12 protein-coding genes are annotated in these 25126 nt (G+C 36.5%); 9 read left to right on the top strand and 3 right to left on the bottom strand.

Annotated elements, in window-relative coordinates; translation table 11 throughout:
* Positions 1 to 42 precede the first annotated feature (42 nt).
* The 7 genes from AADJ06_RS17545 to AADJ06_RS17575 all read left to right on the top strand — a co-directional run bounded on the left by AADJ06_RS17545 (position 43) and on the right by AADJ06_RS17575 (position 15448).
* Positions 43 to 750 carry a DUF2807 domain-containing protein gene (locus tag AADJ06_RS17545; protein WP_341227790.1) on the top strand — a complete coding sequence of 236 codons (708 nt, stop codon included), beginning with the start codon at positions 43 to 45 and terminating at the stop codon, positions 748 to 750.
* Between the two features lie 41 nt (positions 751 to 791).
* On the top strand, positions 792 to 3149 hold the full coding sequence (locus AADJ06_RS17550) for an ABC transporter permease (RefSeq protein ID WP_341227791.1): 2358 nt from the start codon (positions 792 to 794) through the stop codon (positions 3147 to 3149).
* A 6-nt stretch (positions 3150 to 3155) separates the two neighbouring features.
* The gene (locus tag AADJ06_RS17555) at positions 3156 to 5534 is read left to right on the top strand and encodes an ABC transporter permease (protein WP_341227792.1); all 2379 of its coding nucleotides are present in this window, start codon (positions 3156 to 3158) and stop codon (positions 5532 to 5534) included.
* A 202-nt stretch (positions 5535 to 5736) separates the two neighbouring features.
* Positions 5737 to 8172 carry an ABC transporter permease gene (locus AADJ06_RS17560; protein WP_341227793.1) on the top strand — a complete coding sequence of 812 codons (2436 nt, stop codon included), beginning with the start codon at positions 5737 to 5739 and terminating at the stop codon, positions 8170 to 8172.
* Between the two features lie 2 nt (positions 8173 to 8174).
* Positions 8175 to 10592 (top strand): FtsX-like permease family protein, encoded by a 2418-nt coding sequence (locus tag AADJ06_RS17565; RefSeq protein WP_341227794.1) that lies wholly within the window; start codon positions 8175 to 8177, stop codon positions 10590 to 10592.
* A 2-nt stretch (positions 10593 to 10594) separates the two neighbouring features.
* On the top strand, positions 10595 to 12988 hold the full coding sequence (locus tag AADJ06_RS17570) for an ABC transporter permease (RefSeq protein WP_341227795.1): 2394 nt from the start codon (positions 10595 to 10597) through the stop codon (positions 12986 to 12988).
* A gap of 84 nt (positions 12989 to 13072) precedes the next feature.
* Positions 13073 to 15448, top strand: coding sequence for an ABC transporter permease (locus AADJ06_RS17575; protein ID WP_341227796.1), 2376 nt, complete (start codon positions 13073 to 13075; stop codon positions 15446 to 15448).
* Between the two features lie 22 nt (positions 15449 to 15470).
* Here AADJ06_RS17575 and AADJ06_RS17580 read toward each other — a convergent pair whose 3' ends face one another.
* Positions 15471 to 19604 carry an NACHT domain-containing protein gene (locus tag AADJ06_RS17580; RefSeq protein WP_341227797.1) on the bottom strand — a complete coding sequence of 1378 codons (4134 nt, stop codon included), beginning with the start codon at positions 19602 to 19604 and terminating at the stop codon, positions 15471 to 15473.
* Between the two features lie 428 nt (positions 19605 to 20032).
* On the opposite strand from AADJ06_RS17580, the gene AADJ06_RS17585 reads away from it, so the two are divergent.
* Complete coding sequence (locus tag AADJ06_RS17585) at positions 20033 to 20650, top strand: DUF1080 domain-containing protein (protein ID WP_341227798.1); 618 nt, start codon at positions 20033 to 20035, stop codon at positions 20648 to 20650.
* A 50-nt stretch (positions 20651 to 20700) separates the two neighbouring features.
* On the opposite strand, the gene AADJ06_RS17590 is transcribed toward AADJ06_RS17585, so the two are convergent.
* Together AADJ06_RS17590 and AADJ06_RS17595 are read right to left on the bottom strand one after the other, a co-directional pair.
* Positions 20701 to 21438, bottom strand: a complete 738-nt coding sequence (locus AADJ06_RS17590) for a LytTR family DNA-binding domain-containing protein (protein ID WP_341227799.1) — start codon at positions 21436 to 21438, stop codon at positions 20701 to 20703.
* Positions 21432 to 22517 (bottom strand): histidine kinase, encoded by a 1086-nt coding sequence (locus AADJ06_RS17595; RefSeq protein WP_341227800.1) that lies wholly within the window; start codon positions 22515 to 22517, stop codon positions 21432 to 21434. Before AADJ06_RS17595 ends, AADJ06_RS17590 begins: the two co-directional genes overlap by 7 nt.
* A gap of 184 nt (positions 22518 to 22701) precedes the next feature.
* On the opposite strand from AADJ06_RS17595, the gene AADJ06_RS17600 reads away from it, so the two are divergent.
* Positions 22702 to 25125 carry an outer membrane beta-barrel protein gene (locus AADJ06_RS17600; RefSeq protein WP_341227801.1) on the top strand — a complete coding sequence of 808 codons (2424 nt, stop codon included), beginning with the start codon at positions 22702 to 22704 and terminating at the stop codon, positions 25123 to 25125.
* The last annotated feature ends 1 nt before the right edge of the window (position 25126 follow it).

The raw sequence follows: 25126 nt of genomic DNA on the forward strand, positions 1-25126 counted from the left end.
ACTAATAAATTGAAATTTAAAAGCCTTAAACAAATAACATTTATGAAAAACATATTAAAAATATTCGCCTTAGGTCTAGTCGTTCTATTTGCGGCTACCGCCTCAAACGCTCAAAAAGTACATGTCAATCATTTTGACAAGGTAGTGGTCAACCCTGACATTGAGGTTGTCTTTGTTCATGGTTCAGAAGAATCTGTCAACATAAAAAGAAGCTTTATAGATGAGGATAAAATTCAGATAAAAGTAGAAAACAATAGCCTAAAGCTCTCCATTGAAGGCCGGAACCTTGATAAGAATTATAAGCATAATGGCACCAAAGCTTATCTAGTGGTAACCTATAGAGATTTGGAAGAGGTAGTTTTAAAAGGAGACCAAGATGTTCTTTTTGAAAATAAACTTGTGGCTCGGGACTTTGAAATAAATATCTATGGCGACTCAGAAGTCACTATGAATGAGGTGGATATAGATTTTATGGAAACAAACATATACGGTGACCATACCCTCCGAATAAAATCAGGAAACATTAACAATCACGATTATACCGTTTTTGGTGATTGCGATGTGAACACGATGAATGTAGATAATGATGTCACTAAACTGGTAATATTTGGTGATGCTAGTTTCGATATCCATGTAAATGAGCTCTTAAAAATAAAAACGCTGGGCGATGCCGATGTTACCTATTCAGGAAACCCAAAAATAAGCAAAGGGCTTTCATTAGGTGATACGAGTATTCGTAGAGCCAGATAAGTAGATTAAATCTCTTTTTACAGCAAATTCTACAAAAAATCATGCTCAAAAATCACATCAAAATAGCTTGGAGAACCTTAGTTAGAAATAGAGTCTATTCCATTATTAATATTAGTGGCCTAGCTGTCGGCATGACCGTTACCATGCTAATCAGTTTGTGGATTTGGGATGAAATATCTTTTGACAAATACCACCAGCACTCTGATAGAATTTTTAAAGTTCTTACAAATAATACCTACGAAAACGGAAAAATCGAAACTTATCCAGTTACACCGTCTAAATTAAAAGATGTAATAAAAAACGAAATACCTGAAGTAGAACAGGTATCTCATCATAGTTTTGGGTCTGACATGCTAATCAAGCATGGCAATAACAGCTATGTTGAAAACGGACTTTATGCTGATTCTTACCTTTTTAAAATCTTGGACTTCAGTATTACTGATGGAAGTAAAGCAAAGCCGCTACATGGGTTGAATTCCATTTCAATATCAAAGAGTCTTTCAAAAAAGCTATTTAAAAATGACGACCCAATAGGTAAAACACTCCAAATAGCTCAAAAATACACGCTACAGGTAAGTAGTGTTTTTGAAGATACCCCCAAAAATTCCTCTTTACGATTTGATTATATATTGCCAATAGAACTTTTTCTAAAGGAAAATCCATGGACTCAAAATTGGCAGAGTGGGGCTATCACTACCCTAGTACTTTTAAAGCCTAAAATGTCACCTGAGCAGGTAAACTTAAAGCTAGCAGGTCTTATCAAAAAGAACTGTAGCAACTGCACCACCACACCATTCATTTTTCAATATTCTAAATTAAGACTATATAGTGATTTTGAAAACGGTAAAAATGCAGGCGGAAAGATATGGCAAATCATTCTTTTTGGAGTTATCGCTTTCTTTATTCTAGCCATGGCTTGTATAAATTTCATAAATATATCGATTGCAAAATCTACTATTAGAATGAAGGAAGTTGGTGTCCGAAAGTCTATTGGTGCACCGAAGTCAAACTTAGTATTTCAGTTTATGACGGAGGCATTATTAACTTCATTCATAGCTATGGGAGCTGCCTTATTTCTACTCTATCTATCCATGCCTCTATTTCAAGAAGTTACCGAGAAATCAATTTCACTTTGGCCCACCAATCCATTTATGTTAGCAGCCTTAGTGCTATTGACCATTTTAACAGGAGTTTTAGCTGGTGGATATCCTGCATTTTTACTTTCAAACATGAAACCTATAAAGGCCTTTAAGGATGATATTTCAAATAACTTTAAAGGTGCCGGACTACGTAAATTTTTAGTCATAGGTCAATTTGCCACAGCAATTCTACTGGTGATTGGTAGTATATTGGTTTACAAGCAAATGGACTTTATCAATAAGAAGAACCTTGGTTTTAATAAGAGTAACATTCTGGTAGTTGACCAAAACGATGGAATTCTTAATAATTACGCGAGTTTACAAAATGAAATAAAGCAATTGCCCTTCGTAAAAAACATGGCTTTTGCTGGAAGTAGTGTATTTACTGTTCCCATAACCTCCACAGACCCAGAATGGAATGGAAAACCTAATGGCTCTTCTTTAATTTTTAAAATATTAAGATGCGACGACGCATTTATTCCGACCATGGAAATGGAAATGTTAGCTGGGAGAAACTTTAGTAGCAGCACAGATTCTTCTAATTATATTATTAATTCCAAGGCAATGAAAGCCATGAGCTATACCCTAGAAAATGCCATTGGGCAGAAACTAAAAATGTGGAATGGAGAGGGTAGAATCATTGGTGTTCTGGACGACTTCCATAATGATAATCTACAGTCAAAGATTCAACCAATGGTATTAATGTACTCGCAAAACCTTGGGGAGCATTACTACATAAAAATTAGCGAGAGCAATGACCTCAGCAGTCAAATTGCCCAGTTAAAAGCAGTTTTTAATAAAAACAATGCTGAATATCCCTTTGAATACACCCTCTTAGAAGATGCTTTCAAACATGAATATAAAACCGAAGCTATGCTAAGTAAGCTCTCCCTATTCTTCACTTTCATTGGTATATTTATTTCGGCTATCGGACTTTTTAGTTTGTCTAGTTTCGTTGCAGAGCAACGCACCAAAGAAATAGGAATCCGTAAAGTTTTGGGTGCCTCAGTCAGCAGTCTCTTACACCTTATGTCTAAAGAATTCTTTGCTTTAGTACTAGTTGCATGCTTGATTGCCGCTCCCATATCATGGTACTTCATGAACGAATGGCTTCAAAAATATACCTACAGAATTGAAATCAGCGGCTGGGTATTCTTCTTGACGGCCATTGGAGCTTTAGCTCTTACATTGTTTACAATTAGTTTTCAGGTTCTTAAAACCTCCCTAAGAAACCCTGTTGATAGTTTACGAAACGAATAAAAAAACATGCTTAAAAATTACATCAAAATTGGTTGGAGGAATATCCTCAAAAGCAAAGGGTCTTTTGCGATAAATATCATTGGGCTTTCCACGGGTTTGGCCTGTTTTATTCTAATTGGTTTATGGGTCAAGGATGAACTCAGTGTAGATAAGTTTCATGAAAACAATACGCAGCTTTATCAAGTAATGGAAGTTCAGGAAGCCAATGGCGATATTTCTGTAAATCCAGACACACAGGGCTTGCTAGCAGAAACCATGGCAAAAGACCTCCCAGAAGTAGAAAAGGCAACTACTTTCTTTTCATTAGTAAATGAGGGCTATGATTTCAATCTAAAAACGCCTCAAAATAAGATTGTGAAGGCAGGAGCCATTTTTGCCGATAAACCTTTCTTTGAAATATTCACATATCCACTTATTCAAGGTAATGCTTCGCAAGTTTTTAATCAAAAAGAATCCGTGGTAATCTCTGAAAGCCTTGCTCAAAAGATTTTTGGTTCTTCTGATGTTTTAGGCGAAACTATCGATTGCACATTTTTTGGCATGGGTGTTTTGGCAAAAGTTACTGGTGTCATGAAAGATGTACCGGAAAATAGCACTATGCAGTTTGATTTTGTGCTAACCAAAGGAACTCTCTTTGACATGGTACCAAACTTCAAGGAATGGAACAACGAAGGCACAAACACCTTTTTAACGTTAAAAGAAGGGACTGATATTGACGCTTTCAATGCCAAAATCAAAAATTTTGTTCATACTTATAGTAACGATACCCGCTTTACTGCTTTTGTAAGACCTTATTCCGAGGCTTATTTATATGGCACCTATGAAAACGGTGTACAATCTGGTGGAAGAATAAACTATGTTAAACTCTTCTCCGTCATTGGTCTGTTCATTCTGGCTATAGCCTGTATCAACTTTATGAATTTAAGTACAGCTACCGCCTCAAAAAGAGAAAAAGAAATTGGCATAAAAAAAGCTGTGGGTTCATCCAGAAGTGGTTTAATACTTCAGTTTTTGTCAGAATCTGTCATGACAGTTCTCTTTGCTCTGGTGGTGGCTGTGTTTTTGGTTTTGATTCTGTTACCACAATTCAATGAAATTACCGATAAATCTATTGCTCTTGACATAGACCTCCTCACCTTTGTTTATCTTATCCTTGGAGCTGTCATTACAGGTATAATCTCAGGTTACTATCCTGCTTTTTATCTTTCAGGAATCACGACCATTGGCATTTTAAAAGGTAAAGTAAAATCCTCTTTTAGTGAGGTTTTGGCTAGAAAAGGGTTGGTTATTTTTCAATTCTCCATATCGCTTTTTTTAATTGTAGCCGTACTGGCGGTGTATAATCAGGTACAGTTTATTCAAAACATGAACTTAGGTTATGACAGAGAAAACGTACTTTACATAGAGCGAGATGGGCCTTTAATGGAAAAGTCTGAAGCGTTTTTAAACAGAGCTAAAGAGTTTCCTGAAATTTTAAATGCCTCATCAATCCAAGGAGCCATTGCTCAGTCTGGCGACAACTCCAATACCTCAGGACTCGACTGGCAGGGACGCGACCCTGAAGTAAATCTGGTTTACGCAATTAAAACCGTAGACTATGACTTAATAGAAACGCTAAACATAGAAATGGTAGAAGGGCGAAGCTTCTCTCGTGAATTTGGAGCGGAAAACGAAAATCTCATATTTAATGAGACCGCCATTAAAGCCATGGGAATAGAGAACCCGATAGGAAAGAAAATTAACATGTGGGGGGAAGAGAAAACCATTGTAGGAGTCACAAAAGACTTTTTTGCAAACTCCATTCATGAGACTATCCGACCCATGCTCTTTCGATTTTCACCCGAACGTACCTCACAGTTTGTCTTTAAAATTGTTAAAGGAAAAGAAGCGGTGGCAATAGCAAACCTAGAAGACCTTTACAATGAGTTTAACAGAGGCTACCCGTTCAATTACTCCTTTATGGATGATAATTATCAAAAGCTCTATGCCTCAGAACAACGAGTAGCCAAACTTTCACGCTATTTCGCAGGATTAGCCATTCTTATTTCATGCTTAGGATTATTTGGTCTTGCCATGTTTAACGCCAAACAAAGAGCGAAAGAAATTGGCATCAGAAAAGTACTAGGAGCCTCGGTAATCAAAGTAGTTTTGATGCTTTCCAGTGATTTTATCAAATTAACACTAGTAGCAGCAATAATAGCATTTCCACTAAGCTGGTATGGTATCAATAAATGGCTGGACGGCTATGCCTACAAAGCTGACCTTGCATACTCGATTTTCATATACTCGTTTATCGGAATAATTTTGATAACCGTAATTACTGTAAGCTATCAGGCCATTAAAGCTGCCTTAGTCAACCCTGTAGAGAGTTTAAAGAGTGAATAAATTCTATTTATTCCAAAGACGAAAAGCATTATAAACTCTTTACTTCATAACTTGTCCGAAAGCAAACTCAAATGTTCGCTTTCGGACATTTTTCATTTAAGCCAATACCATAAGCCATTCATTATAAGGCACATTGATGTACTGGCATGGTGTATGAATTTAATATGATTGTAATCGGCATAAATTAAAGCTCTGACAAATCATGATAAAAAATAACCTTAAAATCGCCTGGAGAACCTTAAAGAAACAACCCTTCTTTACTTTCTTAAACACCTTTGGTCTAGCCATAGGAATGGCCGGTGGGCTACTCATTGGTTTATACATTTATGATGAACTAAGTTTTGATAATATGTTTGCCGACGCAGACAGAATTCACCGACTAAATGTTGACATAAAATTTGGCGGACAAGCTCAAGAATTTGCTGTAGCCGTACCACCTATGGCGGCCACCCTTAAAAAGGACTTTTCTCAGATAGAAGAATCCACTCGTTTCAGGACTTGGGGAAGCATGCTGGTAAGAAGACCTGAAACCATAGAAAACCAAAAAGAAGACCAAAGCACCTATGCAGATGCTAACTTCTTAGACTTCTTTGGTCTTGACCTTTTAGAGGGAAATAAAGCAACAGCACTTTTAGAACCAAACACAGTAGTCATAAGCGAAACCGCCGCAAAAAAACACTTTGGAAGTAGCTCCGCCTTAGGTAAAAGTATTCTTATCAATAACGAAGAAACCTTTAAAGTAACTGGCGTAATAGCCGACCTTCCTAAAAACTCCTTTATAAGAAATTACAGTGTTTTCATGGCCATGGAAGGTTATGAGGAGTCAAAAAGTCAGGAATGGGGCAGTAATAATTTCAATACGTTCATCAAACTAATTCCTTCTGTAAACGCCGCTGATTTACAGAAACCTCTTCAAATCATATTTGAAAAATATATGATTCCTTGGGCTGCCACATTTATGCCTAATCTAAATCGTGAGCAGTTTGAAGCCGAAGGAAATTACATTAGATACAGCACCGTAGCCCTTACAGATTTGCATTTAGCCTCAAACAGAGTGGCAGAAATGAGCACCAATTCTGACAAACAGAATATCTATATTCTTTCATTCATTGCCTTGTTTCTTTTGACACTAGCTTGTGTAAATTTCATGAATTTATCCACGGCTCAGTCTTTAAAAAGAGCTAAAGAGGTAGGCGTTAGAAAGACATTGGGCTCAAACAAAATAAGCTTAGTAGTACAGTTTCTTACCGAGTCTGGGCTTATTTCCTTTCTCTCATTAGCATTGGCTGTAGTTGTAGCTATTATAGCCTTGCCTTACTTTAATGATTTGGCTGGCAAAGACATGAGCATTCCTTTTGTGAATCCTATATTCTGGGCTGTCATTATAAGTTCCACTATAATCCTTGCCTTATTTTCTGGTAGTTACCCTGCTTTTTTTCTATCAAGATTTTTACCCGTAAAAGTCTTAAAAGGTGGTGGACAGCAAAGCCTCGGCGGCGGAAATATTAGAAATTCCCTTGTGGTATTTCAGTTTGCCATTTCAGTTTTTCTAATTATCAGCACTTTGGTGGTTTTTCAGCAACTAAAATTCATCCAAAACAAAGACGTTGGTTTTCAAAAAGAGCAAATGCTCATCATTGATGATGTTTATGCTGCCGGTAATTCAAGAGAATCTTTCAAAGAACAGGTGACAAATCTAAGCTTAGTAGATGCTGCCACTTTGAGTAGTTTTCTCCCTACCCCATCTAACAGAAGCGATAATGGATATGAACTAGAAGGCAACGGCGAAGAAAATAATTCGGTGCAAATGCAAAGCTGGCGAGTAGACCATGATTACGCCAAAACATTAGACCTAGAAATGGTAGCCGGAAGGTTCTTTGATAAATCTTTTAGTACAGACAGCAGCGGAATAGTCATAAATGAATCGGCTCTAGCTATTTTAGGACTTAGCCCTGAGGACGCCATCGGGAAAAGGCTATCTGATGGAATAGGCAAAGAAACACCTGAATATTCTACTATCATTGGCGTAGTGAAAAACTTCCATTATGAATCCTTCAAAGATAATATTGGCCCTCTCAGCATGAATATATCTCCAGGATATGCAAATAAATTAGTAGTCAAACTAAAGCCTGGTGACTTTAAGAAAACGATAGCCGAAATAGAAGAAAAATGGCAAGCCGTAGCTCCCGGGCAGCCATTCAACCATTATTTCATGGACGACTCTTTCAATAACACTTATGAGTCGGAGCAAAGGCTTGGAGGTATTTTCTTCACTTTCACCATTTTGTCTTTGTTGATTGCTTGTCTGGGATTATTTGGTTTAGCAGCTTTTAATGCCGAAAAACGCACCAAAGAAATAGGTGTAAGAAAAGTAATGGGAGCCAGCGTGGGTCAAATAAGCTACCGTTTGACGATGGATTTCTTAAAACTGGTAGGCATAGCCATTATCATAGCATTACCATTAGGCTGGTTTATCATGAATAAATGGCTGGAAGATTTTTCATACAGAATAGACATCCCTGTTTGGATTTACATTTTGGCAGCAGTTTCCGCGATTCTAATTTCTATTTTGACCGTAAGCTACCAAAGCATTAAAGCAGCTGTAGTTAACCCTGTAAAATCTTTAAAATCTGAATAGTTATGATAAAAAATTACTTCAAAATAGCATTCAGAAACATCAAAAACGACAAACTGTTTTTTGGTATTAACCTGCTTGGCTTATCCGTTGCATTCTTAGTGGCCATTGTTCTTTTTTTGTCGGCAAACTTTGAGTTTTCTTTTGATAATTTTCAAGCTAACAAAAACGAACTTTATAAAGTCTATTACAAGGTAAACAGACCAGAGAAAACGGAATTTGGCACGGCTATGCCCTTTCCAAAACAACCAGCCTTAAAAGCTGAATTCCAAGAGGAAATAAAACATGCCACAAGGCTTCTTGATGGCGGCATGTACCTCCAAAGCGGAGATAAGTCTTTTGAACTTGATGTCAATTTTGTGGATGAAGATTACTTTGAAATGTTTTCTTTTGACCTTATCAAAGGCACCAAAAAATCTGCTTTAAGTCAGCTAAATAATATTGTTTTGACCCAAAAAACAGCCAAAAGCATTTTTGGCGAAGCTGACCCGATGGGTGAAACCGTAATGGTGAATTTTGGAGCAGGTTCCACACCATTTACAGTGAATGGTGTTACGCAAAACTCTCCCGAAAACTCCTCCTTAGAAAATGAGAATTTAGTACGCATAGAAGCCTTTCCTGAATACCAAGAAAACAAAGATACCTGGAACTCTAAAAACCATGATTTATACATTCAGCTAGCCGATGGTGTCAACTACCTCGACTTTGAGAAAAACCTAAAACCCTTCACGGAAAAATACTACCAAGAATCCATAAAGTTTGCGAATGAGCAGGGTTACTATGGCGATGAACGAGGTGAAGTTATTAGTACCAGACTTTTACCATTTACGGAGGTTCATTTTGACCAAACCGTAGGAAACAGAGCCACAGACCCTTATTATCCTTATATTTTATTAGCGATCGGCCTTCTCGTTTTACTTATTTCCTCCATCAACTTTATTAATCTTTCTATTGCCAAAGCCTTCAAACGCTCTAAAGAGGTAGGTATGCGAAAGGCATTGGGTGCTACCAGACAGCAAGTCATTTGGCAGTTTTGGAGTGAAGCTTTTATTACCTATTGCCTAGCTTTTATTTTGGCCGTAGCAGCTGCCATTGTTCTAATTCCTGAGGTCAATTCCTTGCTAGATGGTCACTTAAACTTTAACCAGCTATTTCAGGTAAATGTCTTACTAAGTATCCTGTTTACCTTTGTCATAATTACCGCATTGGCCGGAGGCTATCCAGCCTTAATGGTTTCTAAATTTCAGACTGTAGCAGTTTTAAAAGGTAAAGTAAAAACGAGCTTGATAAAAGGAGGAATCAGAAACTCCCTTATCGTGGTTCAGTTTACTATTTCCATCGGGCTTATAGCTGCTACTTTTGTGATTTGGAATCAAATAAATTTACTTCAAAACAAACCTTTAGGCTTTGACAAAGAACACGTCATAAGCATTCCGGTAGGTAACAGCATTGAAGGGTATGACCTTCTAAATTATTATAGAAACGAACTGGCAGACGAAAGTCAAATTCAAAGCATTTCAGGCTCTGACGGTAACCTTGGAATAGGAAAAGATAATAGCAGCATGTCTTCCGTTTTTGGATTTAATCAAGAAGACAGGAATATTCAAACCAATGGGCTCAATGTTGATTTTGACTATGTAGAAACCATGGGTTTAGACCTTATTGCTGGTAGAAGTTTCGATAGGAAATTCTCCACAGATAGTACAGAGGCCTGTATTATAAATGAAGCCATGGCCAAAGAACTAGGCGGGATGGAAGATTTGGTAGGTACGAGAATCAATTTGGACGAGGGAAAAACCATCATCGGAATTGTAAAAGACTACCACTTTGAGTCACTTCACAAAACCGTAGAACCATTGACTTTAATGTTCAATAAGCCTTTCGGTATCTATTATGTTTTGGTAAAAATCAATGCTCAAAACCCTGTCAAAACAATGAAGCTTTTAGAGGACAAATATTTGGCCTATGCCCCTCAAGCGGAGTTCCAAGGCTCTTTTCTAGATGAAAACACCAATAATCAATATAAAAAAGAACAGAAATTCGCCAAGATATTTGTCACCGCTGCTGGTATAGCCATCCTTCTTTCTTGTATTGGGCTTTTTGCGGTAGCACTTATGGTTATCAAAAACAGAACAAAAGAAATAGGCGTCAGAAAAGTATTAGGAGCTGAAGTACATACCTTAGTAGGGCTAATGAGCAAGGACTTTCTGCTCTTAGTGTTAGCCTCCATTTTGATAGCTTCGCCTCTGGTTTATTTTGGAATGAATTCGTGGCTTGAGAAATTTCCATACCGTGTAGATGTAGACTGGAAAGTATTAACAGCATCCGGAATTCTAGCTATATTCATTGCATTTTTCACGGTAGCCTATCATGCCATAAAAGCCGCCCAAATGAATCCTGTAAAATCACTTAAATCTGAATAGCCATGATAAAAAACTACTTTAAAATAGCTTGGCGAAACATAATTAGAAATAAGGTCTTTAGCTCCATTAATATTTTGGGGCTATCATTAGGCCTAACTGTGGTCATGCTCATTACTCTTTATGTGAAAGATGAACTCAGCTATGACCGTTTTCATGTGCAAGGGCCAAGAATTTATAGAGTAGTTAACGATTGGTACAATCCTGACGGCAGCAAAGGTGGCACAGATTCGAACTCAGGAAATCCGCAAGGCCCTATGTTTCAGGCGAACGTGCCAGGTATTAAAGATTATGTAAGAGTTAAAGGCGAATACAGAGATGTAAAGCAAAAAAATGAGGTAAATGGCTACGAAATGCTCAGTGCCGACGCTTCCTTTTTCTCCGTTTTTAGTTTCCCGCTAGTGTATGGTGATGCCAATACTGCCTTAAAAGAGCCCAAATCTATAGTTTTATCTGAAGAAAAAGCCCTTCAGTTTTTTGGCAAAAAGAATGCTATCAATGAAACCATAGAAATAAAAGATGGGGATGATTTTCAAGTTTACACGGTAACGGGAATCACGAAGAAATCACCTCAAAACTCCAGCATTAAGTTTGACATGCTGATGCCCTACATCGTTAATTCGAAAGACCAAAGTGAGCAATGGTTTAACTACTTTTTAAACACCTTTGTGCTTTTAGATGAAAACTCAAATAAAGCTGAAGTGGAAGCTTCCATGGGTACATACTATGAAAAAGAAACTGCTCTAGCGTTCAAAGAAATGCAGGAAATGTATGGGGAAGAAGGCAAGACAGAATACCTCCTCCAGCCATTAAGAGAGATGCATTTAAGTACAGATTACTTAGCTCAAAATGGCCTTAAAGACAATAGTAACCCCGTTTTGTCATATTTACTTTCAGGTATCGCTATTTTTCTTTTGGTAATAGCCTGTATCAATTTCGTGAATCTCACCATTTCTCAATCGCTCAAAAGAGCCAAAGAAATTGGACTTAGAAAAGTAGTAGGTGGCGACAAAAAACAATTGATTTATCAGTTTCTAGGAGAATCTTATTTAATAGGTTTCCTAGCTTTCGTTTTGGCCATTCTTCTGGTTAATATTTTCTTGCCAACCTTCAATGATTTATCAAACAAAGCTCTTGCTTTTAATTATCTTCTAGATAGCAAACTGGTTGCAATTTATGTGTTGACGTTCATCCTTACCTCCACTTTGGCTGGTTTTTACCCTGCCTTGGTTTTGAGTGGTCTTAGTCCTGTTTCATCGCTATATAACAGAACCAAATTATCGGGCAAAAACTACCTTCAGAAGTCTTTGGTAGTGGTACAGTTTAGCTTGGCAGGTTTTCTAATTGTTCTTTCTTTAACGGTTTATAATCAGTTCAATTTTTTGATAAACAAAGACCTTGGCTATGATGATAAAGATTTGGTTCAGGTCAATTTTGGGCAAAATTTAAACGAAGAAAAAACAGCCATTTTCAAGGACGAATTACTTCAAAACGCCAGCATTACGGCAGTGGCTCCTAAAAACAGTGGCGGCTGGTTTAAGTCTGCCAAAGTAAATAATGGAAAAAAGACCCTGAACTTCAGTTACGAAACTGTAGATGAAGCCTATATTCCTATGTTAAAGTTAAAGCTGGTAGCAGGAAGGAATTTCTCAAAAGACTTTCCATCTGATGCTTCCACCAGCGTTTTAATTAATGAAACCTTCGCCAAAGAAGCTGGATGGAGTGAGCCAATAGGCCAAATAGTGGACTTTTGGCATAACGATAATGAAAAGTACTCCGTGGTGGGTGTGGTTAAGGATTATCATTTTTCAAACCTTAGTCAAGAAATAAGGCCACAGCTTTTCTCCATGAAACCAACAGGCTTTGGCATGGCAAATATTAAAATTGCACCAAAGTCAGCGTCGGAAAGTTTAGTACATATAGAGACTACTTTTAAAAGCCTATTCCCAAGGAATTCTTACTCGTATAGTTTTAAAAACTTAGAAAATATAAAAGCCTATGAAAAAGAAGCTAAATGGAAGCAAATCACTTTCATAAGTACCCTATTAACCATTTTCATCTCCTGTATTGGCCTGTTTGGCTTAGCACTTTTATCTGCCGAAAAGAGAAGCAAAGAAGTAGGAATCAGAAAGGCGATTGGTGCTTCGGTAGCGAGTATTGTTAAACTCTTAACAAAAGACTTTTTAAAGCTTACCCTTATCTCGCTTGTCATTTCATTGCCCTTGGCATATTTGGCTGGAAAAGAATTTCTTCAAAACTACCCTTATCATGAAGAAATGAAACCTTGGATATTTGTAGTTTCGGCCATTATCGCTATTTCAGTTGCTCTGCTAACCGTCTCCTATCAGGCCGTAAAAACGGCCCTTATAAATCCAGTGGAAACTTTAAGAAGAGAATAAAAAATGTTTGAGGTCAAAGAGTAGAGGTTTGAAATTAACAAAACCCTTATCCTTTTAACCCGTAACGTTTAACCCAAATAATTAATGCTAAAAAACAACCTTAAACTCGCCTGGAGAAATCTTACAAAAAATAAACTATACACCGTACTTAATGTACTGGGTTTAGGAAGCGGAATGGCCATGGCTATTCTGATAGGTCTCTGGCTGCAGGACGAACTGAGTTATGATAAGTATAACGCCTCTTATGACAAAGTAGCCTTACTTCAGAAAAACAGGTTTTATAATAATCAAATATTTACGGAGACGTCTAACCCGGTTCCACTAGGTGCTAAACTCAGAGAACTCTTCCCAGATGATTTTGATGAAGTGGTGGTTTCTTCCTACGGAGGCGAACGCTCTTTGCGGGTAAACGACAAAACCATAACCCGAAGAGGCCTTTTCATGGAAGAGGGTGGTTTTGAAGTAATGGGTTTAGAGTTAATTGAAGGCTCCGCCCAAAGAAAACTTGCTCCCAATGCCATTTACATGTCAAAGTCTGCCAGTGAAGCCTTATTTGGTGAGCAATCTGCCGTAGGTCAATTGGTGAAAATAGATGAAAATGTAGATGCCGAAATCATCGGTGTTTTTAAAGACCTTCCCAAAAATGCCACCTACAAAAACATTTCCTATTATGGCTCTTTTGAGATGTTAGAAAACATGGCGGCATGGGTTAAAAACTCACGTGACGACTGGTGGACAAATGCCTTCCCTATCTATGTAAAAATTGCTGAAAATGCAGACTTTGATGCCGTATCGGCAAAAATAAAAACGACGCTGAATGATGCTTACCCTAACGAATCAAAACCAGAACTTTTCCTTCATCCTATGTCTAAATGGCACCTTTACCCTCAGTATAAAGATGGTGTGCCCGTAGGTTCAGGTTTAAAAAATGTATGGATGTTTGGCATAATTGGCGTTTTGATATTGCTACTGGCTAGTATCAACTTTATGAATTTGAGCACCGCTCGCTCTGCCAAACGCTCAAAAGAAATAGGGCTACGAAAAGCCATAGGTTCTTTTAAAAGTCAGTTGGTTTTACAGTTTTTCACAGAAACCTTTTTAGTCGTTTTTATTGCACTTTTAACGTCTCTTTTAATTAGTGTTTTACTCCTGCCTACCTTCAATAACCTGTCAAATAATGCTTTGGTAATTCCATGGACCAATCCACTGTTTTGGGGAACAATTTTAAGCTTTTTCATACTTACAGGCCTTCTTTCTGGAAGTTATCCAGCCCTATATCTTTCATCTTTTGACCCTGTAAAAACTTTAAAAGGAAAAGTGTTAGGCAAAAAACGAGAATCATACTTTAGAAAAGGACTGGTAGTACTACAATTTGGTATTTCCATTACACTTATCATAGGTACTGTATTGGTTTATCAGCAGATAGAATTTGGTAAAAATAGGCCCATGGGCTATGACCAAAACAACCTTATTTACTTTCAAAAACGCTCAGATGACCTAAGAGGACATTTTGATGCCATGCGAGAAAACCTCATCAAGTCTGGTGGTGTTTTAGAGATGTGTGAATCTTCTGGCCCCATTACCGACATGTGGAATATTAATAAAGGCTTTCAATGGCAAGGCAAAAACCCTGAACTGAAACTAGAGTTTATTACGCTAGATGTAACGCCTGAATTTGGGGAAGTAAGTCAATGGAATATTCTGGAAGGAAGAGACTTCTCTAGAGAATTTAGTACGGACACAGAAGCCATGATTTTAAATGAAGCGGCTGTGGCTCAAATAGGTTTTGAAAACCCAGTGGGTCAAATAATCAACTGGCGTGAGACAAATTTTAAAGTTATAGGAGTGAGCAAGAACCTAGTTATGGAATCACCTTTTGAAAAAGTGAAGCCCACTATTTTCACATCTCGGCCACGAAATATGCCTTTCGTTTCTATGCGAATGAACCCAGAATTAAGTGTTTCAGAATCTGTAAAAAGAGTAGAAACTGTATTACGAGAATTTAGCCCGAATGGCGATTTAAATATCAAATTTGCCAGTGAGGATACGGGCTTAAAATTCATGAGGGAAGAGCAAGTGGCTAAACTATCCTCCGCCCTTTCAATCATGGCTGTTTTTATTAGTTTCTTAGGCATTTTTGGCCTATCCTCTTTCATGGCAGAGCAACGAAGCAAAGAAATAGGTATCAGAAAACTTTTAGGAGCGTCTGTTAATAATGTGATACAGCTGATGTCAAAAGACTTCGTGATTTTGATTGGCTTAAGCTGTTTGCTAGCTTTTCCAGTGGCCTACTATTTCATGAATAATTGGCTTTCAAAATATGAACTAAGAGCAGACTTATCTCTTTGGGTATTTCTAGGAGTAGGCTTAGCCATTTTCGCCATGACCATGCTAACCGTAACCCTCAGAACTGCTAAAGCGGCCATGGTGAATCCTGTGGAGAGTTTGAAGGGGGAGTAGTATTTGTTCAATCTTAACTCATTTAGGCTAGATAAGCCTTCGTTTCAGAATAGTTTTCGAAATCAACTTTCTGCAAATAATACTCATCAATAAAATGGTTAACCTCAGATTTATAGCGGTAAATATTATTTTCTATTTGTATGCTCTTGTTAATTTCATTTAGCTGATAGACACATTTATTAAACCTTGTTTCATTGATATATACTGGTTTTGCGAGCAAATGAAGTATCTGTCCGATAGGATTAGTAAATCTAAAGTCGCTAAAATTCTTGCTAATAATATGTCGCATTAAGTCTTCAAGTATTACAAATGCCTCGTCAAAATCGAGTCTATCAATATTTTCCACAAACTCAATGGTATCTGGGATTCTTTGTTGCCCTTTAAACCAAAGTGAAAACCGCTTTAATCCCTCTATGTCTCCCAAACTGACCAAAAAAATTGACGACTTTAATAGAAAAGCATTTGGCATCGTTGCATCAATATGCCCCTTTAAAAGTTTCACTATTTTACGTTTAAAAAACTGATGTGCGACCATTTCCTTAAGAATATCCCAATGCAAATCAAAATTCATGTCAAATTCGTTAAAAATAAAAGTGAAAACTCTAACATCACCCCCTAACTTAAGATAGATGCTAAGCATGTTGGCAAGGCCAAAATTTTCACTTGAACGATACTTTTTAATGCATTGAGCAATCGATTCTGTTGACTCAGTTATTTTCAATTCTTCACACCACGAAACATGGTTCTGTAAAACATCATATGGAAGATCCAAAAATTTAAGATTATCTAAAAATTGAATCAAGACAGCTTCCTTTCCTTGGAGACGAATGACTTTTTCAGTAATCGTTTCTTCTGGCTCCTCATTTACACTTTTGATGTTTGATTCTAGGTCAAAGCTAAGCATCTCCAATTGTTTAACTTTTGGAACATTAATATTCAATTTTTTAAAAAATATGGAATAATATAATTCCCTCTTTCTGACAGAAAAATGACCCTTTTCCTTTTCAGTAATCGCGGTTCTAAAGTCAACCATACTTTTCGCCTTATTACACCATTCTTGAACATAATTGAAGCATTTTAATGGAATCTCATTATCAACCATATCGCTCAATTCTCCAATAACATACCAATTCCAGCCTTCTGATTTAGAAGCAAACCAATTATGTACTTCCTCTTGGGTTAAAACTTCATTTTCTACTCCCTGAAACCAATTATTCAAAAAGAAGGGAACCACGTTATTGTCGCACTCCTCCCAAGCCTCCATATACGAAAGAACCTCTGTTTGAGAAAGAGAGTTGCTGTCAAAAAAAACAAAAAAATCTAACGCTTTCTCCTTAAAAAGCACCTTGTCCATTAACAATTCATAATCTCTACTTTTTTTAATTTGTTCTATTTTTTTATAATCTGGTTCTACCGTGTAAATAAAATAGCTATTTGAAATATCATTTACTTTTTGCCTAAACTCCTCAGCCAGATTACGCCTCTCTACCCAATTCATATAATTAATTAAACTCCAAATCTCAGAATCGGAAAATGAATTCTTTTTGTATTGGTCAATGATAGTTTTAAGAAGACTGTCATCAATTAACAAACCTAACAATAGCTTAATTCTATAGTCCTTATTCACTTCCCATAGTTGCCAAAATGCTCTATCGTTGGTTCTGGTAGCAACAAAAAACTCTATTAAAGAACCTAAATATTTCCTTAGTTTTTCCGGTTTTGAGGTTGTCAATAGAAGTAAGACCTTTTCATATAAAAATTTGTCATTTTGATATGCCTTAATTAAATTTTCTAAAAACTTATCAAAAAAACTCTCATTACTATAGAATTTCTCAACAAATATGGATTTACGCTCCAAAACATCATCTATGTTATTAATTAGATAATCCAGTATTCGATGAATGTTGCTAAGCTTTTCAAATTGTAATAATCCTTTTTGAAAATGGCTGCCATATCCGACAACCGAATTCTGCATAGAGTTATACCTATCAAGGTCTTGGACTTTGTTCAAGTAAATATCAATAAATTCTTCAAAGCGATTTGAACAATTAAGATAAGCCAACACCTTGTCTATAAATCTAAAATCCTTAGTCTTATCAATAAGCACTAGAGAGAGCTCTTCTATACTTTCTTCACTTATTTTCAATTTCCTTAAGACATCAAAGCATAAACTTTTCGTATACTCGGAAACTAAATCATCTTTAAGGATTTTAAAAAATACTATTGCCAGTTCTTCAGAGTCTAACCATTCTGCTTTACGTTCAATGTGCAGTAAACAATGAAGTGCTTCGTTTCTAACCTCCTCCTTTGATTCTTTAATAAGCTCAAGTAAAAAATCAAATGCCTCTTCATTTTCATCAATTTCAACAAATTGAGACAGTTTATAGGTGTCAATTTCATTTTTTCTATAAATCCTTTCTGGATTAGACACAATCCTTTTAAAGATTTCGAAACGTAGCCCAACTGGAATGAACTTATATTCAATGCTGTTTAGAATTGAAGAGTCTTTATTGCTTATACCTAGAAGAAGCTCTTTTAAATCTTTAGTTCCTGCTGCTAGTAATTCTATAAGAATCCCTATAGTATTGTACCACTTCGGTTTAAAAACAACAAAGTCAGGCTTAAAGGATATAAGCTCCATTAAACTAGCATAAGACTTATGGGATAGAATCTCTGCGGTTAAATATTCCTGGAATACATTATGTTTAAAAAACACATTGGAATCGTCAAAATTGACGATGGAAATTTTTCTTAAAACTTCAATTTCCTTCATTCCAAAAACCTTCGTAAGGTTTTCCTTTGAAACCGCGTTAACCCCGTAAAGGCTAAAAGACAAAGCCAAATTACTTAAAACTCTTCTGTATTTCAGCTTTTCAAAATCCGATATGCGATACTTGAAAAAATCTTTTTCAAGGTGTAAGTCAAGAATCTGCTTTATCAACTCTATCCTAGTACTGGGTAAGTTCGTTGAATCCGCATTGTATAATTCTATAAGGTTGGTTAAATTAAAAGGGCTTGATATCCAATTCTGAATTTTTCGGTTTTCTATATATTCAAAAAACTTTGTAATTTCCTTTTCATTTGGAATAAAGTTGGAGACATAGAGCCTTATCTCTTCTTTGGAGAATTCTGACAGAGTATAAATACTAAACTCTGTCAGAAGCGAAGAGCCTGCAATAAAGTTTGCTCTTGAAGATATAACAATCTTGGCTTCTGGACAAGATTTTATAAAAGTGCCCAACCTACCAAGAAAGACTTCTCTTTCTTCTGTCTTAATTTCATCAAATCCATCTAAAAGGAGCAAGAGCTTATTTTGAGGAACTTTCCTCCAGTCTTCATAAAAATATTCCTTAAGCAAGGAATCAAAAGTTTCAGAAATATAGTTCTTCAATGAAATAAATATCGGATAAAATAGACCGCCTTCTAAAACCGAGAAATAATGAGCCGCAAATTCTAATTCTGTCGTTTTACCATAAGTAGCTTCGCTTTTAATAATTATATAGTTAGAAATCCCTTCAATAGCTTCAATTATCGAATTTTCTATCCTTATCCCTATCTCATTGATTTTTGTTAACTGTCTTGGAATATAATTCTCTAATTTGGGATAATTTCGTTTACTCGGCTGATGAAGTAACTTCTTTTGACTTTCTTGTCCATTAAAAGCTCTAGTGTAAATAGCAGGGAGAGCTCCCCTATCAAATATATCAAATACTATTTGTGGGAATCTTTTTAGAATCCGATTCAAAGAAACTTCATCCCAGACCAAAAATTCTATTTTGTAAGAAGCAAGTCTCTTTTCTAATTCCGATATCTTAGATTCATATGCCTCATTTACTTTTGAAGAAACGCAGATAATAAAAACCTTAGCTTCAGAAAAAAATTTACCCTCTTTAAACTTAACAACCGCCTCTTCTAAATCAGTCCCTGTAAAGGACTTCTTTCTTTTAGATTGTATAAAAACATACTTACCATCATCTGGGTCAAAGCCTCTTAAATCTATACCATACTGTTCATGCCCTTGGCTAAGGTATTCTCTAATATTTGTTAGATTAGGATATTCTTCCACAAATATGTCCCGACAAAGCCTCTCAAACCTTTCCCAAGTTAATTCTTCAAATGGTAAGGTGTCGATAGTGGATTCAACTGGGTATTTCATATTAATTGACCATTGTGTATAAAGATTAAATTTAAAGTAATATTTGACAACCATCAAGTAGTTTAGTCATAGCTTAAAATGCTTAGCTGATAGTTCTAGTATGAGATACATTATAGCCAGGTTTCTTATTCCTGTGGAGAGTTTGAAGGGGGAGTGTGATTAAGGCCAATTTCACGCATTAAAGACGACAACAGAACCCACTTTCCTTAGGAAAAGTGTAGCACCCCTACATTTATTCCTTTGAAAAAGTGTGGTGTCACACATTTATTCGTACGAAAAAGTGTAAACTAGAGAAAAAAATTAAAGCTTAATTATACACTCCTATTTAGAGAATTTATATCCAGTTAACATTATTTTTATTCTCTGTAATTAAAGACCTCCCTAAATTGTAGTAACTTTTACACTCAATATTCAACCCAATAACAATCATGAAGAAAATACTCATCCTCCTTATTCTATTTACTCCTAATTTAACCAACGCTCAAAAAGGCTGGACATCACTTTTTGATGGAAAAACTTTTGATGGTTGGCAAATCAATGAAGATGACCCAAGCTGTTTTTCGATTGAAGATGGTGCAATAAAGGTAGCAGGAAAAAGAGCTCACATGTTTTATGATGGTACTGTTGCAAATCATGACTTCAAGAATTTTGAGCTAAAACTAAAGGCTAAGACTTTACCCGGCTCTAATTCCGGTATTTTCATCCATACTGCCTACCAAGCTACTGGCTGGCCATCAAAAGGATACGAAATACAAGTAAACCAAACTCATACCGACTGGCGTAAAACGGGGAGCCTTTATGCCGTAGAAGACGTAAAAGAGAACTTTGCAAAAGACAATGTATGGTATGAGTATCATGTAATTGTCAAAGACAAAAGAATCATCATTAAAATAGATGGGGAAGTAGCCGTAGATTATACAGAACCTGACGTTCTTCCAGATGATAGAGGCACCAAAAGACTTAGCTCAGGAACCTTCGCCCTTCAAGGTCATGACCCTAAAAGCATTGCTTATTTTAAAGATATTAAAGTGAAGGTTTTGGAGTAAATTTTTCTAATGCATATAAGACTCAATCTCCTCAGAAGGACTATGTAAATTCAGTCCTTCTTTAAAACCTTATTTTTCAAGACTCTTTCATGCACATTCTCCCGAAAACTTCGCCCTATCGGGATTCTGTGGCTTTCTATTAGCAGTTCATGGCTTTCCATGGTCTCTATCTTTGAAATAGCCACTAGGTAAGATTTATGAACCTTAATGAATTCTTTGGAATCAAGGTTCTCTTCTACGGTTTTTAGCGGCAATAGCGTCATGTAATTACCGACATCCGTATGAATAAGCACGTAGTTTTGCATAGATTTCACAAAGAGTATTCTATTAGCAAATATCTTTTCATATTTGCTCTCGCACTTTATAAAAAAGTAAGGTTCTTCCTCTATATTTTCTTTTGACTGCCCTTGAGAATTGTTTTTTAAATTGTAATACTCGTTTGCCTTACTTACTGCCTTAAAAAACCTGTTAAAGGTTATTGGTTTCAATAAATAATCCATCACATCAAACTGAAACCCATCTAAAGCATAGTTAGAAAATGCAGTAGTAAGAATAACAATGGGCAAATCTGATTTCAACTGAAGAAAGTCTAGGCCCGTCATTAATGGCATTTCAATATCTAAAAAGATAATATCAATTTTCTCAGATTCTAAGACTTGATTAAGTTCTAAGGCGTTTTCACAGGTAGCAGCCAGCTCCAAATAGTCTACCACCTCCACGTATTTGGTGAGTACCTCTCTTGCCAAAGGCTCGTCATCCACCACCACACATTTAAGCTTATTTACCATTTGATATTAAGGTGTATTTTGAAAGAGTCAGCGTTTGAAACTACCTCTAAATAGTGCCTTTCAGGATAAATCAAATCTAACCTTCGTTTTACATTTTTCAATCCTATCCCGCTACATTCCTCTTCGCCTTTAATAGTTTTAGAGCCTTCGGCAACACTATTTCTAATGCTTAAATCTAACTCTCTTTCGTTAGCCAAAACCTGCATACGAATATAGTTATTTTGTGCCCTCCCTTTTGAAACATGCTTAAAGGCATTTTCTACGAACGGAATTAAAATAAAAGGAGCTATCTTCCTTCCAGACAAACTGTCTCTTTGAATCTCAAACTTAAGTTCTGTATGCGTTTCGTCTAATCGCAGGCTTTCCAAATCAATAAAATTCTCCAAAAAATCTAGCTCCTTGGCTAGCTCAGTTTCTTCTTCATTACACTCATAAAGCTGATACCGCAGCATCCCAGAAAAATTAGCTAAAGACTCTGACGCCAAATCAGGATTTTTATGAATAAGGGCAAAAATGGAATTGATGGTGTTAAACAGAAAATGTGGATTGATTTGAGACTTCAAATATTTTAGTTCTGTTTCTAAATTTTCTTTTTGCAGCGTGAGCTGTTTCTTTTCTGCACTTAACCAATTCTTCCCCAGTTTTATACTCATGGCCAACGTCATACTTGCCAAAGTAGATGGTAGTGCATTAGTAAAAAATATACTCCAAAACTCGTCCGGTTGCTTTTTGAAAATTTCGTAAAAGCTTTGATTAGAGAAGTGAGCCACCATATAATAACCGCATGTGATAAAAGCGGTGCAGCTAAAAACCAATAAGAATAGGGCCAAAATGTAAGAACTGTACACTCTTTTATAAAGAAAATTCGGAATAAGGTAGTACAAGTTTACATAAACCCCAATGACCTGAAAAACGACATAAAAGTAAAGTTTGATAGAGTTTATAGAGCCCAAATAAGCAACAACATCCTCAAAGTTTCCGATATAAATGGAGGTCCAGGCCAGATGGTAAACCAGCCAAAACGGTAAATGATACAGCTTGTATTTGACCACCCAAGAAGTATTTGAAAATAAACTCATAAAACATGAATTTATGCATTCTTCTTCTATTTCGAATTCAAAATTGACAAACTGCCCCAAATTCCTGACGAACAGCAAATTCAGAAACAAGTGTAATTTGTCAAGAATTGAACGCTATACATCAAGTCAATAGCACAGTCAAGAAGCTTACACTTTTACTTTGAGCTAAACCTAAAAAGCTCGTATGAAAATCAACTTATTCGGTTTGCTGTTGCTCTCAAATACCATATTCGCTCAAATTACAGGAAACGTGCGTGATGCTTTTAGCCAGCCTATTCCTTACGCCAATGTGATTTTATATCATACCACCGACACCAGCTTTATTTCAGGTACCAGTACCAATGAAGAAGGCTATTTTTCTATTTCGGCAGAAAACGATAATAATTATCTCTTAGGTGTGAGCAGTATTGGTTTCTCAAACAGCCTATCGCACAGTTTTTTCTTACACGATTCCATACTTTTAGAAGACATCGTCCTCAAAGCCAGTACAAACGAGCTTTCAGAAGTTACGGTAACAGCCCAGAGAGAAATGATTCAAAACACGCCATTTGGAACAGTGGTGAATATTCAAAACAGCCTGATGACCAAAGGAAGCTCCGCCATGCAGGTTTTAGAGCGGTTGCCAGGTATTCTGGTTGACAAAAGAAACAATCAGTTTTCACTAAACGGTCAAAACGGAATCACCATACTTTTCAATGGCAGAAGAGTGCCGATGGGTATGACAGAATTGATGGCACTGTTAGAAAGTACCTCAGCCGACAATATTGAAAAAATAGAACTAATCACATCACCATCTGCCAAATATGATGCCGATGGCGGAGCGGGAGTTATTAACGTAATTTTCAAAAAGAATGAAAACGAAGGGAGCCTATTGAATCTCTCCCTTTCTGCAGGCTACGGTTATAAAGAAAAAGCAAACACTGCTTTAAACTACTCCTATGGCCGAAACAAGTTTCAACTAAATGCCGCATATTCTTATTTCCACAATAATTCCAAAAATGGGTTTGCAGGCTTTGGCACAGGTCATCAACCTATTCTAGGTGGCCCAAGTGAAACCACCTTCTCAACCTTCTTCCATACCAATACCAACATCCATAATGGTAGTTTGTCTCTACTCTATCAAACGAAACCGAAAACTGAATTTGGGGCGGAAATGTCTTATATGTTTAACAAAGCCAACTCGGTTTCATTGATTAACAATAGTCGTCAAATTGTTGATAAAGATTACATCAGAACGGCCTCTGTTTCTAATGCAAAGGGAAGTAGAAATAATTTGATAGGTTCTTTCTTCTGGAATCAAAAAATAAATGAGAAGGCGAATCTAAACATCGACCTCAACTTTCTTCAATACGGCAATGACAATCCAAGCGTGATTAAAAGCGAATATTTTAATAAAGAAAACGTCAAATTCACTCCTGAGAATAGCATTTTCATTGATGGTAACCGTGGTCAAAGTGTTTCTTCCATAAAGTTAGGAGTATTTAAGGCAGATTATTCCTTGAAAATAAATGCTTCTATTGAGAGCGAATTTGGTCTAAAAGGAAGTTATTCTTCAAATCAGAACGACAGTAAAATAGAAACAAACACTGACGGCGAATGGGTGATAGACCCTCGCTCTCAGAGCACCATTTTTAGTAATGAGCTACTCTATGCGGCCTATTCGCAGTTTAAGTTTAAGCTATCAGATAAAACTAATATCCATTCAGGGCTTAGGTATGAATATTGGAACCGAACGCTCAATACGAGTGAAAGTCCTTTTACCATAAGTCAGTTTTTCCCATCATTCCTGATTCATCATAATGTATCTGACCAAAGCTCGTTGTCACTAAACTATTCTCGTAGAATTAGTAGACCTAGTTATGAAGACCTAATAGCCAACCTTTTTTATAACGACCCCACAGCCGTTTTTTCTGGAAATCCACTTTTAAAGCCCACACTTAGTAATGCTCTAAAATTTACGGCCAACGTAAAAGGTTTGAATCTGGAGTTATCCGCTCAAAAAGAGATTAACCCCATTATTCGGTACCAAATTACATCCACCAAGGCAGAAGACATCCTTTTAATTTCCCCGCAGAATGCCGATTTCCAAAACAGCCTAAATCTTGCCATTAATTATCCATGGCAATGGGCTTCTTGGGCAAAACTGAGCATAAGCAGCAACACGTCTTGGAGAAAATTTCAAATCTCATATACACCAAGCGTAGCCGCTAAATCCTACTTATTTCAAAGTTTCAACTTTAGCCAGACCTTAGAGTTTCCGAAGGAAATAAACGTAGAAGTATCTGGTTGGCGAAACTTCAGGAGTTTTACCGGCCATAATAAACAAGCTGGTTTTGGAGTGGCTAATTTGGGACTTTCTAAAAAATTAAAAGGAGAAAAGGGCACTATCCAACTGAGCGTTACAGACCTCTTAAAATCATTCAATATAGTTAATTATATGGGAGCCATGACCCCTATTATTTTTGATGTTGACACCCAATCAAAATACCAAAACGAGTCTAGTTTCAATAGGGTTTTCAGGTTATCCTATTCTAGAAGCTTCGGTAACATGACCAAAAAGAATAAGCGAAACTCAGGCATAGAAGAAGAAAGGCGAAGGGTGAATTAAA

Origin of the sequence: uncultured Arcticibacterium sp., assembly GCF_964021845.1 — a bacterium.
GTDB lineage: Bacteria > Bacteroidota > Bacteroidia > Cytophagales > Spirosomataceae > Arcticibacterium.